Annotated in this window: 17 protein-coding genes; 7 read left to right on the top strand and 10 right to left on the bottom strand. The window is 64.0% G+C overall.

Features of this window, described 5'->3' with window-relative positions:
- Positions 1-158: 158 nt before the first annotated feature.
- Positions 159-1,388 carry an MFS transporter gene (locus KIP88_RS36555; RefSeq protein WP_214493011.1) on the top strand — a complete coding sequence of 410 codons (1,230 nt, stop codon included), beginning with the start codon at positions 159-161 and terminating at the stop codon, positions 1,386-1,388.
- A gap of 19 nt (positions 1,389-1,407) precedes the next feature.
- Here KIP88_RS36555 and KIP88_RS36550 read toward each other — a convergent pair whose 3' ends face one another.
- Both KIP88_RS36550 and KIP88_RS36545 read right to left on the bottom strand, forming a co-directional pair.
- Positions 1,408-1,662, bottom strand: coding sequence for a hypothetical protein (locus tag KIP88_RS36550; RefSeq protein WP_214493010.1), 255 nt, complete (start codon positions 1,660-1,662; stop codon positions 1,408-1,410).
- Between the two features lie 193 nt (positions 1,663-1,855).
- On the bottom strand, positions 1,856-2,683 hold the full coding sequence (locus KIP88_RS36545) for a helix-turn-helix domain-containing protein (protein ID WP_214493009.1): 828 nt from the start codon (positions 2,681-2,683) through the stop codon (positions 1,856-1,858).
- 93 nt (positions 2,684-2,776) lie between these two features.
- Here KIP88_RS36545 and KIP88_RS36540 point away from each other — a divergent pair, with 93 nt between their 5' ends.
- Positions 2,777-3,655, top strand: coding sequence for a DMT family transporter (locus KIP88_RS36540; RefSeq protein WP_214493008.1), 879 nt, complete (start codon positions 2,777-2,779; stop codon positions 3,653-3,655).
- 11 nt (positions 3,656-3,666) lie between these two features.
- On the opposite strand, the gene KIP88_RS36535 is transcribed toward KIP88_RS36540, so the two are convergent.
- The 6 genes from KIP88_RS36535 to KIP88_RS36510 are packed head-to-tail and all read right to left on the bottom strand — an operon-like array spanning position 3,667 to position 8,192.
- Entirely contained in the window at positions 3,667-3,900 is a 234-nt protein-coding gene (locus tag KIP88_RS36535) for a RidA family protein (protein WP_214493007.1), read from the bottom strand.
- A 9-nt stretch (positions 3,901-3,909) separates the two neighbouring features.
- A complete protein-coding gene (locus KIP88_RS36530; RefSeq protein WP_214493006.1) occupies positions 3,910-4,062 on the bottom strand; it encodes a hypothetical protein in 153 nt (50 codons plus the stop codon).
- The gene (locus KIP88_RS36525; RefSeq protein WP_214493005.1) at positions 4,063-5,241 is read right to left on the bottom strand and encodes an MFS transporter; all 1,179 of its coding nucleotides are present in this window, start codon (positions 5,239-5,241) and stop codon (positions 4,063-4,065) included.
- On the bottom strand, positions 5,238-6,401 hold the full coding sequence (locus tag KIP88_RS36520) for an MFS transporter (protein ID WP_214493014.1): 1,164 nt from the start codon (positions 6,399-6,401) through the stop codon (positions 5,238-5,240). The genes KIP88_RS36525 and KIP88_RS36520 overlap by 4 nt, the downstream gene beginning before the upstream one ends.
- A gap of 52 nt (positions 6,402-6,453) precedes the next feature.
- The gene (locus tag KIP88_RS36515) at positions 6,454-7,818 is read right to left on the bottom strand and encodes an NAD(P)-binding domain-containing protein (protein ID WP_214493004.1); all 1,365 of its coding nucleotides are present in this window, start codon (positions 7,816-7,818) and stop codon (positions 6,454-6,456) included.
- Positions 7,819-7,874: 56 nt separating this feature from the next.
- Entirely contained in the window at positions 7,875-8,192 is a 318-nt protein-coding gene (locus KIP88_RS36510; RefSeq protein WP_214493003.1) for a helix-turn-helix transcriptional regulator, read from the bottom strand.
- 123 nt (positions 8,193-8,315) lie between these two features.
- On the opposite strand from KIP88_RS36510, the gene KIP88_RS36505 reads away from it, so the two are divergent.
- The 5 genes from KIP88_RS36505 to KIP88_RS36485 are packed head-to-tail and all read left to right on the top strand — an operon-like array spanning position 8,316 to position 11,604.
- A complete protein-coding gene (locus tag KIP88_RS36505) occupies positions 8,316-8,678 on the top strand; it encodes a helix-turn-helix transcriptional regulator (RefSeq protein ID WP_214493002.1) in 363 nt (120 codons plus the stop codon).
- Entirely contained in the window at positions 8,671-9,198 is a 528-nt protein-coding gene (locus tag KIP88_RS36500) for an arsenate reductase ArsC (RefSeq protein ID WP_214493001.1), read from the top strand. Before KIP88_RS36505 ends, KIP88_RS36500 begins: the two co-directional genes overlap by 8 nt.
- Complete coding sequence (locus KIP88_RS36495; RefSeq protein WP_214493000.1) at positions 9,198-9,893, top strand: MIP/aquaporin family protein; 696 nt, start codon at positions 9,198-9,200, stop codon at positions 9,891-9,893. Before KIP88_RS36500 ends, KIP88_RS36495 begins: the two co-directional genes overlap by 1 nt.
- The gene (gene arsC / locus KIP88_RS36490) at positions 9,890-10,297 is read left to right on the top strand and encodes an arsenate reductase (glutaredoxin) (protein ID WP_214492999.1); all 408 of its coding nucleotides are present in this window, start codon (positions 9,890-9,892) and stop codon (positions 10,295-10,297) included. Before KIP88_RS36495 ends, arsC begins: the two co-directional genes overlap by 4 nt.
- Before the next feature lie 47 nt (positions 10,298-10,344).
- Positions 10,345-11,604, top strand: coding sequence for an adenylate/guanylate cyclase domain-containing protein (locus tag KIP88_RS36485; protein WP_214492998.1), 1,260 nt, complete (start codon positions 10,345-10,347; stop codon positions 11,602-11,604).
- A gap of 70 nt (positions 11,605-11,674) precedes the next feature.
- On the opposite strand, the gene KIP88_RS36480 is transcribed toward KIP88_RS36485, so the two are convergent.
- Together KIP88_RS36480 and KIP88_RS36475 are read right to left on the bottom strand one after the other, a co-directional pair.
- Positions 11,675-12,919: an MFS transporter gene (locus KIP88_RS36480; RefSeq protein ID WP_214492997.1), complete on the bottom strand. Its 1,245-nt coding sequence runs from the start codon at positions 12,917-12,919 to the stop codon at positions 11,675-11,677.
- A 189-nt stretch (positions 12,920-13,108) separates the two neighbouring features.
- A complete protein-coding gene (locus tag KIP88_RS36475; RefSeq protein ID WP_214492996.1) occupies positions 13,109-15,133 on the bottom strand; it encodes a peroxidase family protein in 2,025 nt (674 codons plus the stop codon).
- Between the last annotated feature and the right edge of the window lie 138 nt (positions 15,134-15,271).

Below are 15,271 nucleotides of genomic sequence, written 5' to 3'. Positions count from 1 at the left end.
CCGTTGGCTCCACCCATCCTACAAGGAGGTGCTTGCGCCATACCGACTTCAGTCCTAGCTTGGCCCCATCGGGGACGAAGCAGGCTCCCCGTCAGACGGTCCGCCGTCCAAGCTCTGCGCACCTCTCGACGTGTCGAGGATGGCGCATGGATGCTGGGATGACCGATATCGCGACTGAACCAAAACCCTCTACCGCAAACGCGCTGATCAGGTTGCTCTACCTCGCGCGGGGCTTGCGCGGCTTCGGTGATGGCTTCGCTATCATCATCTTGCCCGCCTATATGACGGCGCTGGGGTACGACGCGGTCGCGGTCGGCATTGTCGCGACTGCATCGCTGTTGGGAACGGCGCTGTTGACCCTGGTCGTCGGCTGGATCGCGCCGCGCCATGATCTGCGCGCGCTCCTGATCTTTGGCGCAGGTCTGATGGCCGGCACCGGCCTTGCATTTCCGGCCGTGGAGCACTTTGCCTTGATCGCGCTGGTCGCGTTCATCGGTACCATCAATCCCTCCGGCGGTGATCTCGGCGTGCTGGTTCCGCTCGAGCACGCAGTGCTGGCAAAGAGCGCGACCGACGACCGACGCACGCAGGTGTTTGCCCGCTACAGCTTGATCGGGGCGCTCTGCACCGCCGCCGGCTCGCTGGCGGCAACCTTGCCCGATCTGCTGGTTTCGCACGGCAGCACCATGCTTGGCGCGTTCCGCCTGATGTTTTATGCGTATGCTGCGCTCGGGATACTGAGCGCGGCGCTTTATCGTTACGTCCCGCATACGCGCGGCGAGGAGAGAGCGCCGCCAGCGCCGCTCGGGCCCTCGCGCGGCACCGTCTACAAGCTCGCGGCGCTGTTCAGCATCGATGCCTTCGCGGGCGGTTTCGTCGCGCAGTCCCTGCTGGTGCTCTGGCTGTTCGAGCGTTTCGACCTGTCATTGTCCGCGGCCGGAGTGTTTTTCTTCTGGTCGAGCACACTCAGCGCGTTCTCCTATCCGGTCGCGGCCTGGATTTCTAAGCGCGTCGGGCTCGTCAACACCATGGTGTTCACGCATATTCCCTCCAGCATCTTCCTGATCCTGGCGGCGTTCTCGCCGAACCTCTATCTGGCGCTTGGGTTGCTGCTGTTGCGCTCGGCGCTGTCGCAGATGGACGTGCCGACCCGCACCTCCTACGTCATGGCGGTGGTGACGCCGGCCGAGCGGCCGGCGGCTGCCAGCGTCACCGCCGTGCCGCGCAGCCTTGCATCCGCGATCAGCCCGGCGATCTCGGGCGCGCTGCTGATGACGTCGTTTACGGGGCTACCGCTGGTGGTCTGTGGCACGCTCAAGATCGCCTACGATCTCGCGTTGTTGTTCTCGTTCCGCCATATCAAGCCGCCCGAGGAGCGGGGGCGCTAGATCTCTTTGATGCGCGCGACTACCAGGGCGTTCGCCGCCCGTCGGGGAGGGGCTCCATCACGCGTCGTTCGTCCCGAACGTGCGACCATTGCGCCAGCTTGATCTCCGGAGAGTCGGGCGCGTTGGCCTCTTCCGAGTGAAAGGCCAGTTTCTGGTTGGCCTGCACCTGGTATTTGGCGGCCTGCGCGAGCCAGTACCATTTCTTGTCCGGCTCGCTCAGCGCGCGCTGACGGCACTCGGCTTCCAATTCACGTAAGCGGATCGCTTCTTGCATTGCCAATTCCAGAGCCTGGAAGCTCCAATCTAGCGGAGCCTGATACCTCCTCATGACAAAAACTTCTTGACGGCCTGCTATGCAGGAAAGGCGCAATTGATTGAAATTTACGAATGGATTAACGCGAAAATTAGCGTGTTGGGCCAATTCGTTGTGATGTTGCTGACCGATGCTCGCCTGGATGGAGGAACTTTCATCCGGGAACTGACAGCGCCTCAGCCGTACCTTGTTCGACCCATCCGCGCAGCACGCGGGCGGTCGCCTCATCCATTGGAAAGAAGCTCTCAATGCGAAGCTCCTGCAGCGTAATGTCCTGCGGGATGCCCAGCGTCGCGATGGTCGTGAACAGCCGGAGGTCGGTCGTGCCTTTGCGAAAATGCATTGGCAGCACCGGTGTGATCGCCAGTTCGGCCGGCGGCGCATTGACCGCCGCATGGACGCCTTCATACGCCAGCAATCGCTGCAGGAGGGCTGCGGTCTCCGCCGATCCGTCGGCGGCAGCGTCGGCTTCGACGCTCCGGACGAAATAGCCGACCACCTCGACCCAATTTACAAGATACGGCCGCAGCACGTCCGGAGCGACCAACGCGTCGGCCAGATTGATCGCGGCGTCCGGTGCCAATGGCCCGACCAGGAATTCGACCAAACGGACGGCGCCGGAATTGCTTTGCAACAGATTCCAGTGCCGATCGACCGCGACGGCAGGAAACGGTTCTTGCTGGGCCAGCATGAAATCGAGCGCGGTGCGAATTTGAACGAATTCGGGGGCGGCGAGGTTGGTCTGCCGCCACACCGGCGCGAAGCCGGCCGCCATCAGCAGTGAATTATGCTGGCGCAGCGGCACGTCGAGGGCGATGGCGAGCCCTATCACCATGTCGCGGCTCGGCGATGCGCGGCCGAGTTCGAGGAAACTCAGGTGCCGCTGCGAGATGTTGGTCCGACCGGCGAGTCCAAGCTGCGACAGGCCCCTTTTGCGCCGCCACAACCGAAGGCTTGCTGCGAAATCGTGCGGATGCGCCATGAGTACCTGCCAGGTAGTTGCGGAGGCTTTGCTGACCGGCAAGATGCCACAACCGGACTGAGTAAGACATGTTAACAGGACATGGGGGGCCGTGTGGGCGAATGGGTTGGAGTCACGATCGCACTGGTCTCGAGTTGCCTCGGCGGGACTGCGGCGGCGATCACGCGCTATCTCGCCGGCAACACCGATCCGATCACGCTTGCGATTCTGCGCTGGGGAATCGGCTTTTGTTGCGTGCTGCCGGCGGCACTGTTGCTGAAGGCGCGATGGCCGCGCCGCGGCGACTGGCCCGCCGTCGCCGCCCTCGGCTTTTGCTTCTTCGGCGTGTTCTTCGTTCTCTACAACATCGCGATGTCCTACACGACCGCAGCGCGCGCCTCGCTCGCGCTGGCGACATTGCCGCTGCACACCATGGTGGTCGGCGCAATGCTCGGTATCGAGCCGCTGACGAGACGGAAGACGATCGGGGTCTGCATCGCAGTGCTCGGTGTCGCTGCCGCGCTTGCAACGGGATTGTCGGCCGCGCCGCCGGGTGCGTGGCGCGGCGAACTGATCATGACCGCGGCTGTATTGTGCATGGCGTTCTACAATGTCTGGTCTCGTCCCTTCATCCAGCGATCGAGCGCGCTAGGCTTCCTCACCGTCGGCATGGGGACCGGCGCCGCAGCCCTGGTCCTGGTCGGGTCGCTAACGGGAAGCGTCGCGGCATTGAGCCAGTTCAGTACGCCGCAATGGATCGCCGGCATTTATCTCGGCGTTGCCGGCGGGGCGCTGGCGTTCATCCTGTGGGTGCTGGCGCTGGAACGGGCGTCGCCGACGCGTGTCGCCAATACGATGACCGTCAATCCGCTCGCGGCGGGGCTGCTCGCCACGCAACTCGTCGGAGAGCCGATCACACCGAATCTTGTGCTCGGGCTTGTCGCGGTGTTCGTCGGGATTTGGATTGCAACATCGGAGGTCAGGAAGCCTTGAATGCGTGATGCTTACGCCGCCGCGATGGCATCGATCTCGATCAGGAAATCCGGACCGTAGAGCTTCGATACCTCGACCAGCGTGACCGCTGGCGCGGCCGGCGGCGTCACCGAGGCGAAGAAGCGGTTTCGGGCCTCGCGATAGGGTCCGAGATTATCCATGTCGGTGAGAAATACCGTGAGCTTCACGAGATTGGCCGGCGTGCACTGGCTCGCCTCCAGCGCAATCGAGAGGTTTCGAAACACCTGCTCCGCCTAGATTGCGAAATCATTCCTGCCGACCACATTGCCGTCGCGATCGAGCGCGGTCTGGCCGGCGATGAAGATGATGCGCCCCGCGGTCACTTCGACGATCTGCGAGTAGCCGGGCGGCGTTCCGAGTTCGGGCGGATTGATGCGGGTGATCATTCAGATATCTTCCTTTTTCGTCACGCTTCGAGGCGGCGGCGCCCGCAGCAAGCACAGCGCCAGCAGCGCGGAGAGGCTGAGCGCCGACGACACGATAAGGATGCGGCTGCCCATGACGTCGATCAGCAGGCTGAACGCCAGCGGAGCGCCGGCCTGCGCGATCCGCGCTGGTGCGCCAATGATCCCGAGGCGATAGGCGTAATTCTGCGGGCCGAAGATCGCGAGCGGCATCGTGCCGCGCGCAATCGTCAGGATGCCGTTGCCGGTGCCGTGGAAGACGGCGAAGACGCTGGCCGCGCCGCCGCCTGCCAATCCGATAATGGCGGCACCGATCGGATGCGTCAGGCAGGCCAGCCGGCCCGAGACCAGCGGGTGATAACGACTGAGGAAGCCCGCCTCGAAGATACGGGCGGCCACCTGCGCCGGACCGATCAGCGCACCGGCCGCGACCGCCTGCAGTGATGTCGCGCCGGCTGCTTCCAGGATGCGCGGCAAATGCGCGGCCATCGCGCCGGTAACGCACCATGCTGCGGCGAAGGCAAACGCCAGCAGGATCATGGTGCGGTCGAGCGGAATGTGCGGCTTGACGGCGGCTGCAACGGCCGCCTTTGCGCCCGCGACCGGCGGCAGCATCAGCCAGTTGATCGGCAGTCCGATCAGGATGTGCGCCGCCGCCCATGCAAAGCAGGTGTTGCGCCAGCCGATCGTCTCCAGCCCCCACGCGGTCAGCGGCCATCCGACGGTCGAGGCAAAGCCCGCAAACAGGGTGATGCCGGTGATCGAGCGCCGCGCCGCGTCGCCGTAGATGCGGCCGAGCGCGCCGAAGGCGGCATCGTAAAGGCCCGCACCCATGCCGATGCCGAGCAGGAGCCAGGCGGCGAGCAGAACAGGTATTGAGTAGGTGAGGCCGAGCAGGGCCAGCCCCGCGGCCAGCACGAGGTTGGAAAGCGACAGCACCGAACGGCCGCCGACCAGATCGATCTGCCGGCCGATGCGCGGCCCGAGCATGGCCGAGATGACGAGCGACGCAGAGAAAGCGGCAAAGATCCAGGTCGAGGAAACGCCGAGATCGCGCGCGATCGGATCGGCGAGGATCGCAGGTATGTAATAGCTCGAAGCCCAGGCCAAGGTCTGGGTCGTGCCGAGTGCGACAATGATGGAAAGCTGGCTGCGGTTCACTGCGTCTCTCTTCTAGACCAATAGAGCGCCAGCGGTCCGAGCAGGATCCCCGCCGCCAGCACCGAAAATGCCGCCATCCAGGCTGATGAACTCTGCGGTCCTCCCGCAGCGTCCAGCGCGACGCCCAGCGCCCACGCGCCGAGCGCGGAAAGGCTGAAGCCTACGGTCGTATGCATCGCCATGGTCGCTCCGCGATATCTGGGTTCTGCCGCCATCGACATGCCCGAGGTCAATGCACCGGAATCGGCGGGAACCGTGATGGCGTAGACGAGCACCAACGGCAGCAGCAGCCACGGCGACTTGTCGGCGAGGACGCCGATCAGAAGGGCTACCGCGGCGGAGGCGAACATCACGGCAGATATGGCGCGGTGGCGACCGAACCTGAGCGCGAATTCATTGCCGAGAATGCTTGCGGGCATGGCGAGCACGGAAAATACCACGCTGACAACAATCGGCGTGAGGATTGAAGCGTCCGGATTCCTTGCGGCCACGAACGTCCAGAACGCCACGATCCAGGTCCTGATCGCGTATATCTCGAAGCAATGCGCGCCGTAGCCGAGAATAAATCCCATCGCTTTGCGGTTCTGGAACACGGGCGCGAAATCCAGGAGCCGGCCCGACGTCGGCGCCGGCTTGACCGGCTGCAACAGCAAGCAGACGGTGAGCATCACCAGCGGCCCGGCGGCGGTGACAAAGAATGCGCTGCGCCAGCCCCAGGCTTCCGCAACGAGTTGGGAAACCAGAAACGACAGGCCGACGCCGAACGAGAAGCTCGACGTGTAGAGCGTGATGGCCCGGGATGAATCGCCCGGCGCGAGACGATCGGTCAGCGCCTTGAGGCCCGGCATATAGGCGCCGGCAAAGCCGACGCCAGCTATAGCGTTGAAGATGGCGCCGGACCACAGGCCGGTCGCGAACAGGCCGAACAGCAAGGTGCCGAGCGCGCTGACCGCCGAGCCCGCGATCAGGATTTTGCGCGCGTCGATGCGATCGGTCAGCGTCGTCAGCACCGGGACGGTCAGCATGTAGCCGGCGGCGCCCGAGCCCGCCAGCAGGCCCGCCTGCGCGCCGCTCAAATGCCATTCCGGAATCAGGAACGCCGCAAGAATGGAAGGCACCACGACGTGCGGGAGCAGGCTGCCAAGCTGCCCCACGCACATCCCGACAATGACGGATCGGCCTTCCAGCGAGATTTCGCTCACTCCCTATTGATCAGGACGCGCAGCCGCATCCCGTCTTGCCGTGCTGCTTTGCTTTTTCATCGGCGACGCAACAAGCGTCAACATCCGATATTGCAGGGCCGCCGCAACAATTGCTGGCATCTGGCGCGAGCGGACGGCTGCAGACGCCGGTCTCGGGCAGCACCAGTTCGACCCGCTCCGCGGCTTCGCGGTCTCCGGCGATGTCGGCGGCAATCGAACGCACCTGTTCGTATCCCGTGAGCATCAGGAAGGTCGGCGCGCGTCCATATGATTTGATGCCGGCGAAATAGAAGCCGGGCTCATCCTGCGCCAGTTCACGCGCGCCGTGTGGCCGCACGGTGCCGCAGCTATGCTCGTTGGGATCGATCAGCGGCGCCAGCGCGACCGGGCATTCGATCGCCGGATCGAGCCGGATGCGCAGCTCGCGCGCAAAGTCGAGGTCCGGCCGGAAGCCTGTCGCGACGATGAGTTCGTCGACGATGACTTGACGGGCCGAGCAGGCGGAGAGGGCGCCCACGACAAGGTTAGGGCCATCGGCGATGAGATGCGAAACGCGAAATCCGCTCTCCAGCTTGATCCGGCCGGCGGCCACCAGCGCGGCGAAAGCTGCGCCCAGTTCGCCGCGGGCCACCAGCTTGTCGTTCGCACCGCCGCCGAAGGCCTTAGCGGGATCGCTACCGCGCAGCAGCCAGATCGGCCGGGTCCCCGGCGCCTGCTCGGCGAGCTTTGCCAGATCGGTCAGGGTACCGATCGCGGAATGTCCTGACCCCAGCACCGCGACCGTCTTGCCGGCATAGCGCGCGCGGTCGCTGCCGAGCACATCAGGCATGCCAAAGGCGATCCGGTCGGCAGCTTCTTTTTCGCCTATGGCGGGAAGGCCGTTGGCGCCCGCCGGGTTTGGCGAATGCCACGTGCCGGACACGTCAATGATTGCATCGGCCTTAACGAGTTTCGGACCTTGCCCGTTCTGGTAGCGGATTTCGAAGGGCGCGGCCTCGCGGCCTTTGGTCTTGAGCTTGTCGAAGCCGGCACGGCTGATTCCGATGACGCGGCTCGAGGTGCGGATGTGAGGCGCGAGCGCGGCGTGGGCCGCCAGTGGTTCGAGATAGTGTTCGACCATTTCGGCGCCGGTCGGGTACTGGCCGGGTTCGGGAGAATTCCATCCCGTTGTCGCCAGCAGCCGCGCCGCCGCCTTGTCGATGTTGTGCTCCCAGGGCGAGAACAGTTGGACGTGGCCCCATTGCCGCATGGCGTGGCCGACATTGTCGCCGGCTTCCAGCACGATCGGCTGCAGGCCGCGCTCCAACATATGGGCGGCGGCGGCAAGGCCGACCGGCCCGGCTCCGATGATCGCGACGGTTTTTGCTTCGCTCACGTTGTCCTCCCATAAAACTAGAAATATCGAAATAATCGTCAAAAGAACGCGGCTCGCTATGCCGCGGTCTTGGCATCCGTGGTTTCAGCGCTTTCAGCGCAGCATTCCGCGACCAGAAATCCCACCAGCTCCCGCATCACTTCGTAATTGGCGTGGCAGATCAGCGTGGTCGCATCGCGCACCTGGGTTACGAGGCCAGCCACCACCAGCGCCTTGATGTGGTGGGAGAGGGTGGAGGGCGCGATCTTCAGTTTCTCCTGCAGGCGTCCAACCGCAAGTCCGGCGCCACCGGCGCGGATCAGCGCGCGGTAGATTTTGAGCCGGGTCGGATTTCCCAGCGCTTCGAGGCGAGCGGCGACGTCATCGAGTTTCATGACAGCATCGTCTCATGCGAATCTCGACTCGTCAATCGTATTTCTAGAATAATCGAAATAGAAGGCGATGGCAGCTTCTCGCGTCGGGTTGACAGGAGATAACATATCGATAAGTCTGGATATATGGAATCGGAAAAAGCCATTCTCGCGCTGGCGGCGCTTGCTCAATCGACCCGTCTCGATGTGTTTCGGCTGTTGACGAAGCACGAGCCGGAAGGACTCGCTGCCGGCGACATCGCCAAGGCACTCGCCGTGCCGCAAAACACCATGTCGTCGCATCTGGCGATCCTGTCCCGGGCGGGACTGGTGACGGCGCGGCGCTTCAGCCGTTCGATCGTCTACCGCGCCGATCTCAAGGCCTTTCAGGCCGTGGTCCTGTTCATGCTGCGGGATTGCTGTGACGGGCGGCCTGAGATCTGCGGACCGCTGATCGAAGACCTCACGCCTTGCTGTCCGCCAAAGACAAGGAGGAAAGCGCATGTCTGATCGTATCTACAACGTTCTCTTCCTGTGCACCGGAAACACCGCCCGTTCGATCCTGGCGGAATCGATCCTGCGCAAGGATGGCCACCGCAACTTCCGCGCTTTCTCCGCCGGCAGTCAGCCGAAGGGAACGGTCAATCCGTTCGCGATCAAGATTCTCGACCGTCTCGATTACCCTACAGTCGATTTACGCTCCAAGAGCTGGGAGGAGTTCGCACGTGCTGATACCCCCGTGATGGATTTCGTTTTCACGGTTTGCGACAACGCGGCGGGCGAATCCTGTCCGATATGGCCGGGACAGCCGATGACGGCGCATTGGGGGATTGAGGATCCGGCCGCAGTCGAGGGCACCGACATCGAGAAGGAAGCGGCCTTTGTCGCGGCCTTCCGCTATCTCAAGAATCGAATCGCCGCCTTCACCAGCCTGCCATTGGAAAGCATTGACCAACTGTCGCTCGGGGCCAGATTGCGCGACATCGGCCGCAGCGACGGCTCGACCTCAGGCCAGGAAAAGGCCAGCTGATGTCCGAATTCGATTTATCACGCCGGCTCGCCGCCGAAGCCCTCGGGACCGCGCTATTGGTTGCGACCGTGGTCGGCTCCGGCATCATGGCCGAGACTTTGACGAAAGACGTCGCGCTGGCGCTGCTTGGCAACACGCTGCCGACCGGTGCGATCCTGGTCGTTCTCATCACCATTCTCGGGCCCATCTCGGGGGCGCATTTCAATCCCGCGGTATCGCTGGTTTTCGCCTTGAAAGGCGAGCTGACGCCGCGCGATGCGCTGGGTTACGTTGCCGCGCAGGTGGCCGGGGGGATTGCCGGAACCATGGTGGCGCATGCGATGTTTGCGCTGCCGCTGATTGACGCCTCGCTGAAAACGCGAACCGGCGGCGCGCAATGGCTCGCCGAGGGCGTCGCCGCATTCGGCCTTCTTGCGACCATCCTCGCCGGCATCAGGTTCAACCGCACGGCCGTGCCCTGGCTGGTCGGGCTCTACATCACGGCGGCCTACTGGTTCACGGCCTCGACCTCGTTTGCCAATCCCGCCGTTGCCATCGCGCGCTCGATGACCAATACCTTTTCGGGCATTCGCCCCGCCGATCTTCCCGGCTTTATCGCGGCAGAACTCTGCGGCGCGGTCGTGGCGCTGATCTTCATGAACTGGCTGCTGCGCGGGGCAGGCGAGGCGGCAAAGACCAAGGAGGCCCGGCCATGACCGTCACGATCTATCATAACCCCGCCTGCGGCACCTCGCGCAACACGCTGGCGATGATCCGGCAGAGCGGCGAGCAGCCCGAGGTGATCGAGTACCTGAAGACCCCGCCGAGCCGCGCGCGGCTGGTCGAACTGATCGGCGCACTCGGCATCTCGCCACGCGATCTGCTGCGCGAAAAGGGCACGCCCTATGCCGAGCTTGGCCTTGCCGATCCCAAATGGAGCGATGACGAGTTGATCGATTTCATGCTTGATCATCCGATCCTGATCAACCGTCCGATCGTGGTGACGCCGAAGGGCGTGCGGCTGTGCCGGCCGTCGGAGCTGGTGCTCGACCTGCTCGATAACCCCGTCCAGTCCTTCGTCAAGGAGGACGGCGAGGCGGTGACGCGCGCGAAGGGTTGAAGGGCGCGAGGCTTTCACCCGTCACGATTGCGCGGCATAATCAGCGTATGGAACTTACCCCTCGTCTACGCCTGATGAACTGGCTGGTCAGCCAGGGCCTCACCGGCCTGCCCGAAAATGACCTGATCCGCGGTTTCTGCGAACGCTGCTGTGCCGAAGGCCTCCCCGTGTCGCGCGGGATGGTCTTCATCGATACGCTGCACCCGATCTTCGAGGGCCGTGGCTTTCGCTGGAACGACGCCGAGACCAACGAAAGCGATGTCTTCGAATATGGCTCGACCAACGAGGGCGAAGCCGCGGAGGCCTGGCGGAGTTCGGTCTTCTATTACATGCTCGAAAACGGCCACGAGGAACTGCCAGTCGACCTCGCCAACGGCGTGGCCCCCAATTTCAAATTCATGGGCGAGCTCGCCGAGAAAGGTCACAAGCATGTGGTGGCCTATGTGCACCGGTTCGGCGAGGCCGGCACCATGGGGCAGATGGACTGCGTCTATTCCTATTGGGTGACCCGGCGCGACGAGGGCTTTGGCGCGCAAGGTATGGCGGCGCTGCGCGACCTGGTGCCGGTGCTGGGCCTTGCGATCAAATCGGCAGCGCAAGTCGATATCGCCAAGACGCTGGGCCGGGTCTATCTCGGGCGCGACGCGGCGGAACAGGTGCTACGCGGCCGCATCGCACGCGGCGTCACCGAGCGCATCAACTCCGTGCTGTGGTTCTCCGACCTGCGCGGCTCGACCGCGATCAGCGAGAGCATCGATCCCGGCGAAATCATTCCGTTCCTCAATGATTATGCGCAGGCCTCGATCGACGCCATTCACGAAGCCGGCGGCGAGGTGCTGAAGCTGATCGGGGACGGCGTGCTGGCGATGTTCACCCACGATAACATGGCGAAGGCCAAGCGTGCGGCGCTGCGCGCTGAACTTCGCTTCCGCCGCAACATGAAGGCTCTCACCGCCCGCCGCACGGCGGAGGGGAGAGCCGTGACATCAGCTCATGTCGGCCTGCATGTCGGCGAGGTCTTCTACGGCAACATCGGCAGCGATGACCGGCTCGACTTCACCGTGGTGGGCCCGGCCGTCAACGAGGTCAGCCGCATCGCCTCGATGTGCCGCTCGGTCGACCGCGAACTGCTGATGTCGTCGGCGTTCCGCGCAGGCCTGGATGCGGCCGGGCGAAACTACCTGGTGTCCACCGGCCGCTACGCACTGCGCGGCATCGGCCGCGCGCAGGACCTCTATACGCTCGATCCGGACATTGCCGCGGACGAAGTCGTGGCGGGGAAGTATGAGCGGTATCTGGCGGGATAGGCCTGCTTTGGCTCCGTCATTGCTTCCCTGCGCTCGCAATGACGATTTCAGCTCGGCACGAGCCCGACCGCTAGCAGCCCGCCGCCTCGCCCACCATGTCCGGCTGCCGTGCCAGCGAGACCGCCGGCGACAGCAGGATCACCAGCGCCTGCGCGCCGAAGATCGCGGTCGCCAGATAGAGGCAGGCTTCTGCGCTGTAGATGCCGCCGACGATGGCGCCGAGCGCGGAGCCGAGCGGACGGGCGCCATAGCTCATGATGTTGATCGCGGAGACGCGCCCGAGCAGCGAGGGCGGCGTCACCGATTGCCGCAGCGTCGTGGTCGAGATCACCCACAGGATCGGACCGGCGCCGAGCAGGAAGAAGCTCAGGGCCGCCAGCCATGGCGTCGGCACGATGGTCGTCAGCGCCATCACCACTGCGGCGACGAAGCCGGTGACGGGCCCGAGCCCGATCACGGTTCCGAAGGCGAGCCGCTTCATCACCCGCGTCGCCGCGAGCGCGCCGGCGACCATGCCGACGCCATACATCCCAAGCGTCACGCCAACGCCGGTAGCCGTTAGCCCGAGGTGGCGCACGGCGTAGGGCACGAACACGGCAAGCAGCAGGAACGATGCCGTGTTGAAGATGAATTGCGTGATGAACACCGGCCGCAGCAGCGGGTGATGCAACACGAACGCCGCGCCTTCCTTGATTTCCTGCAGCGGATGGCGGCGCGGGGCAGGGGCGCGCGCCGGTTCATAGATGCCCGACAGCAGCACGACGGCGATCACGGACAACGCCGCGGCAAAGCCGAAGGCCGGTGCGGCGCCGACCCATCCGACCAGCACGCCGCCGAGCGCGGGGCCGCTGGCGAACGCGATCGTGCGCGCCAGTTCGATCCGCGCGTTCGCCGCTGGCAATTGTTCCGACGTCACCAGCGACGGCACCAAAGCGGGTGCGGCAACGCTGTAAGCGACCGTTCCGCAGACGGCGATGAAGCCGAGCAATGAGAGCAGCGGCAGCGTCATTTGGCCGAGCCAGATCAGCAGCAGAATGCCGGCCAATGCCGCAGCCCGCAGCGCCTCGGAGCCCGCCATCACCCAGCGCCGCGAGATGCGGTCGGCGAGCAGGCCCGCGGGGATCGCGAACAGGATGAAGGGCAACGTCAGCGCCGTCTGCAGCAGGCCGGTCTGGCCTTCGCCGACGCCGAGCAGCAGCACCGCAACGATCGGGGCTGCAGCCAGCGCGATCTGCTCGGCCGATTGGGCAGCGAGGTTGGACCAGGCCAGGCGGTTGAACGTTGCGGGCAGGCGAGGCGTGTCGGCGACGGACATGGCAAATTCCCTGAGGTTCGATTCTCACCTCATTGTCCGGCCTGAGGACGATCCAACCCACCCGTTTCCCGACAAGCTTTCGTGCAACAAAAAACCTCCACACGCGAACGTGTGGAGGTGTTTCACCTTCCGTCATGGCCGGGCTTTATCCGGCACGCGGGCTTTATCCGGCACGTTCTTCCTGCCGCATCAAATGTCGAACAGGAAATCGTGCTTTGTGAGTTCATAAGGCCGCACGCCGGTCAGTTCGATCCGGTCGTCACCGACCTGGACCACCGTGTTGCCATGGTCGCCCCAGATTTTCACATCGCGAAAGTCCAGACGGCCTGCATTCTTGAACACCAGCAGGTCGATGCCGGGATCGAAGTCGGTGATCTTGGCTTTGGTGGAGCCGAAATCAAACACGAAGCGGTCAGCGCCTTCATTCCCCGTCATCGTCTGCTTGCCGGTTCCGGCGAACAGATAATCGCCCTGCGGGCCGCCAATCAACGTGTCTTTGCCATTGGAGCCGATGACGATCTGGCGGGCGTCGGGATCCTCGGACTCCACGCCGCCGGCAAGGCCGGTGTGCCGCACATAGGTGACGAAGACGTCGTCCTGGATGTGCTTGGTGTCGGTATTGCGCAGGATGATATCTGCCAGCGTCGTGCCTTTGATCGCGGACAAGGTTTTGGCATCGAACCCCTGATTCTCAAACCAGAACCGGTCGCCATCGCGCAGCGCCTCGAACTGCATCGTAAGGATGGCCTGGAAGGTTTCGCCGACAAGCGCGCCGGGAACATGATTTTCCGACAGGCCGCCGGTCCACAGGCCGACATTGTTGACATTGCCGTAAGCCGCTTTCAGTCCGGCCAGCGTCTCCGGGTCGCTCGTGATCTGGCTGAAATCCGTGTAGGGGTCGAGGCCGAGTGCTTCACGGGTCTGGTTGAGCGTACCGAGGCCGAGGTCGCGCGCCCGCTGGATATTGATCGCGGCGAGATCCAGGGACACCGGCGGATCGACGAGAAAATTACGCAGGTCGTCGACGATGCGCGCATCGAGCGCCTGCGACGGATCGGCGGCCAAATGGCGCAATTGTCCGTCCGCGCCGCCATTGTCGATGAAGTTTGCCGCCGGCTGGAAGAACACGTCCTTGAGGTCTTCCTCGGAGCCGGCGATGACTTCGCCGTTTTCCGCAAGGCCTTCGGTTTCGCCCGACACGATCGAATGTCCGAAGCGGAACGCGGCGGCGACGAATTCCAGCGACAAATGGGGATCGACGTTGGGGTCATAGCCGTCGTAGGGCGTGAGCGCGTTCTTGCCGACGAGGTTGGGCAGAAATTCCGAATAGGTGATGTTGGCGATTTCCGCCGTCACGATGGCGCGGGCGTGATTGTAGAGCTGGTCGCCGCTCCATTTCGGATGCTCGAGATGCAGTTTGTCGACCCAGTAGTTGTGTTCGCGCACGAACAGCGTTTGCAGCGCGGTGAGCGCCGGATTTTCCGCAGCACGGACGTCGCCAGCCACGACCATGTCGTTGACGATCGGCAGATTGTTACCCTGCGACGTCAGCATGTGGCCGTCGGCGGTGCGCAGGCTGGCGGCGGTCGCGGCGTTGGACCCGTAGACCATCGAGGCGTCTAGCCAGGCGGTATTGGAATTGACCGCCATGGCCGGATTGGATGTGCCCGGGCCGGTCGTGGGATCGATGACGGCGCGGGTGATCGGAATGATGGTGCCGGCGGGAAGTACGGGATCGCCGGCAGGCACCACGACGCTGATGTCCCTGACGCCGTCGGTCCGGGTCAGTGTCAGGTCGTGATCGATGAACTGGCCCCAGGCGTACATGAAGGCGGAAACACCTTCCGGGTTCGCCACATCAGGATCGCCGGCGCCAACCACGAGATTGCTGATGGTGCGCGGATTGTTGCCGCCGAGCGGAACGGAGATGCCGTCGGCAAAATGCGCCTCGCCGATGCGTGCGAATTCGGTGCCGGCGGCGTTGAGGGTGGCATCGGATTGATTGTTCTGCGAACCGTCGAAGCTGCGGTATTCGATTTTCGCCGGCTGCGGACCTGGTTGGCACGGCGAACCGTGGTGGCCGTGCGAGCCATGAGACTCATGCGGGGCATGAGAGCCATGTGGTCGGTGCGGCGAATGGCCGAAAAAATCGCCGAAGTGAAAACCGTCACGGCCTCCGTCGTGGTCTCCCCAGGTCCGCTTGAACTGGCGCATTCGACTGCTCCCCTCAGTTGCAATTGCGAATTAGTTGCAACTTGTGTCACTAATGAGAGGCATTTGCAATAAGCAGGCGCGAGACGGCCAAAGCCAAGCCCTGCAAACCCGCCTGTTTCTCGACAAGGCGCAAGGGAG

It is taken from the genome of Bradyrhizobium sp. SRL28, assembly GCF_018596315.1.
GTDB lineage: Bacteria > Pseudomonadota > Alphaproteobacteria > Rhizobiales > Xanthobacteraceae > Bradyrhizobium.
This window is presented reverse-complemented; position numbering and strand designations above follow the sequence as displayed.

Coding starts and splice junctions, on each gene's coding strand:
- KIP88_RS36555 (WP_214493011.1), top strand. CDS start 159: ATGACCGATATCGCGACTGAACCAAAACCCTCTACCGCAAACGCGCTG.
- KIP88_RS36550 (WP_214493010.1), bottom strand. CDS start 1,662: ATGCAAGAAGCGATCCGCTTACGTGAATTGGAAGCCGAGTGCCGTCAG.
- KIP88_RS36545 (WP_214493009.1), bottom strand. CDS start 2,683: ATGGCGCATCCGCACGATTTCGCAGCAAGCCTTCGGTTGTGGCGGCGC.
- KIP88_RS36530 (WP_214493006.1), bottom strand. CDS start 4,062: ATGATCACCCGCATCAATCCGCCCGAACTCGGAACGCCGCCCGGCTAC.
- KIP88_RS36520 (WP_214493014.1), bottom strand. CDS start 6,401: ATGTGCGTGGGGCAGCTTGGCAGCCTGCTCCCGCACGTCGTGGTGCCT.
- KIP88_RS36510 (WP_214493003.1), bottom strand. CDS start 8,192: ATGAAACTCGATGACGTCGCCGCTCGCCTCGAAGCGCTGGGAAATCCG.
- KIP88_RS36505 (WP_214493002.1), top strand. CDS start 8,316: ATGGAATCGGAAAAAGCCATTCTCGCGCTGGCGGCGCTTGCTCAATCG.
- KIP88_RS36500 (WP_214493001.1), top strand. CDS start 8,671: ATGTCTGATCGTATCTACAACGTTCTCTTCCTGTGCACCGGAAACACC.
- KIP88_RS36495 (WP_214493000.1), top strand. CDS start 9,198: ATGTCCGAATTCGATTTATCACGCCGGCTCGCCGCCGAAGCCCTCGGG.
- arsC (WP_214492999.1), top strand. CDS start 9,890: ATGACCGTCACGATCTATCATAACCCCGCCTGCGGCACCTCGCGCAAC.
- KIP88_RS36485 (WP_214492998.1), top strand. CDS start 10,345: ATGGAACTTACCCCTCGTCTACGCCTGATGAACTGGCTGGTCAGCCAG.
- KIP88_RS36480 (WP_214492997.1), bottom strand. CDS start 12,919: ATGTCCGTCGCCGACACGCCTCGCCTGCCCGCAACGTTCAACCGCCTG.
- KIP88_RS36475 (WP_214492996.1), bottom strand. CDS start 15,133: ATGCGCCAGTTCAAGCGGACCTGGGGAGACCACGACGGAGGCCGTGAC.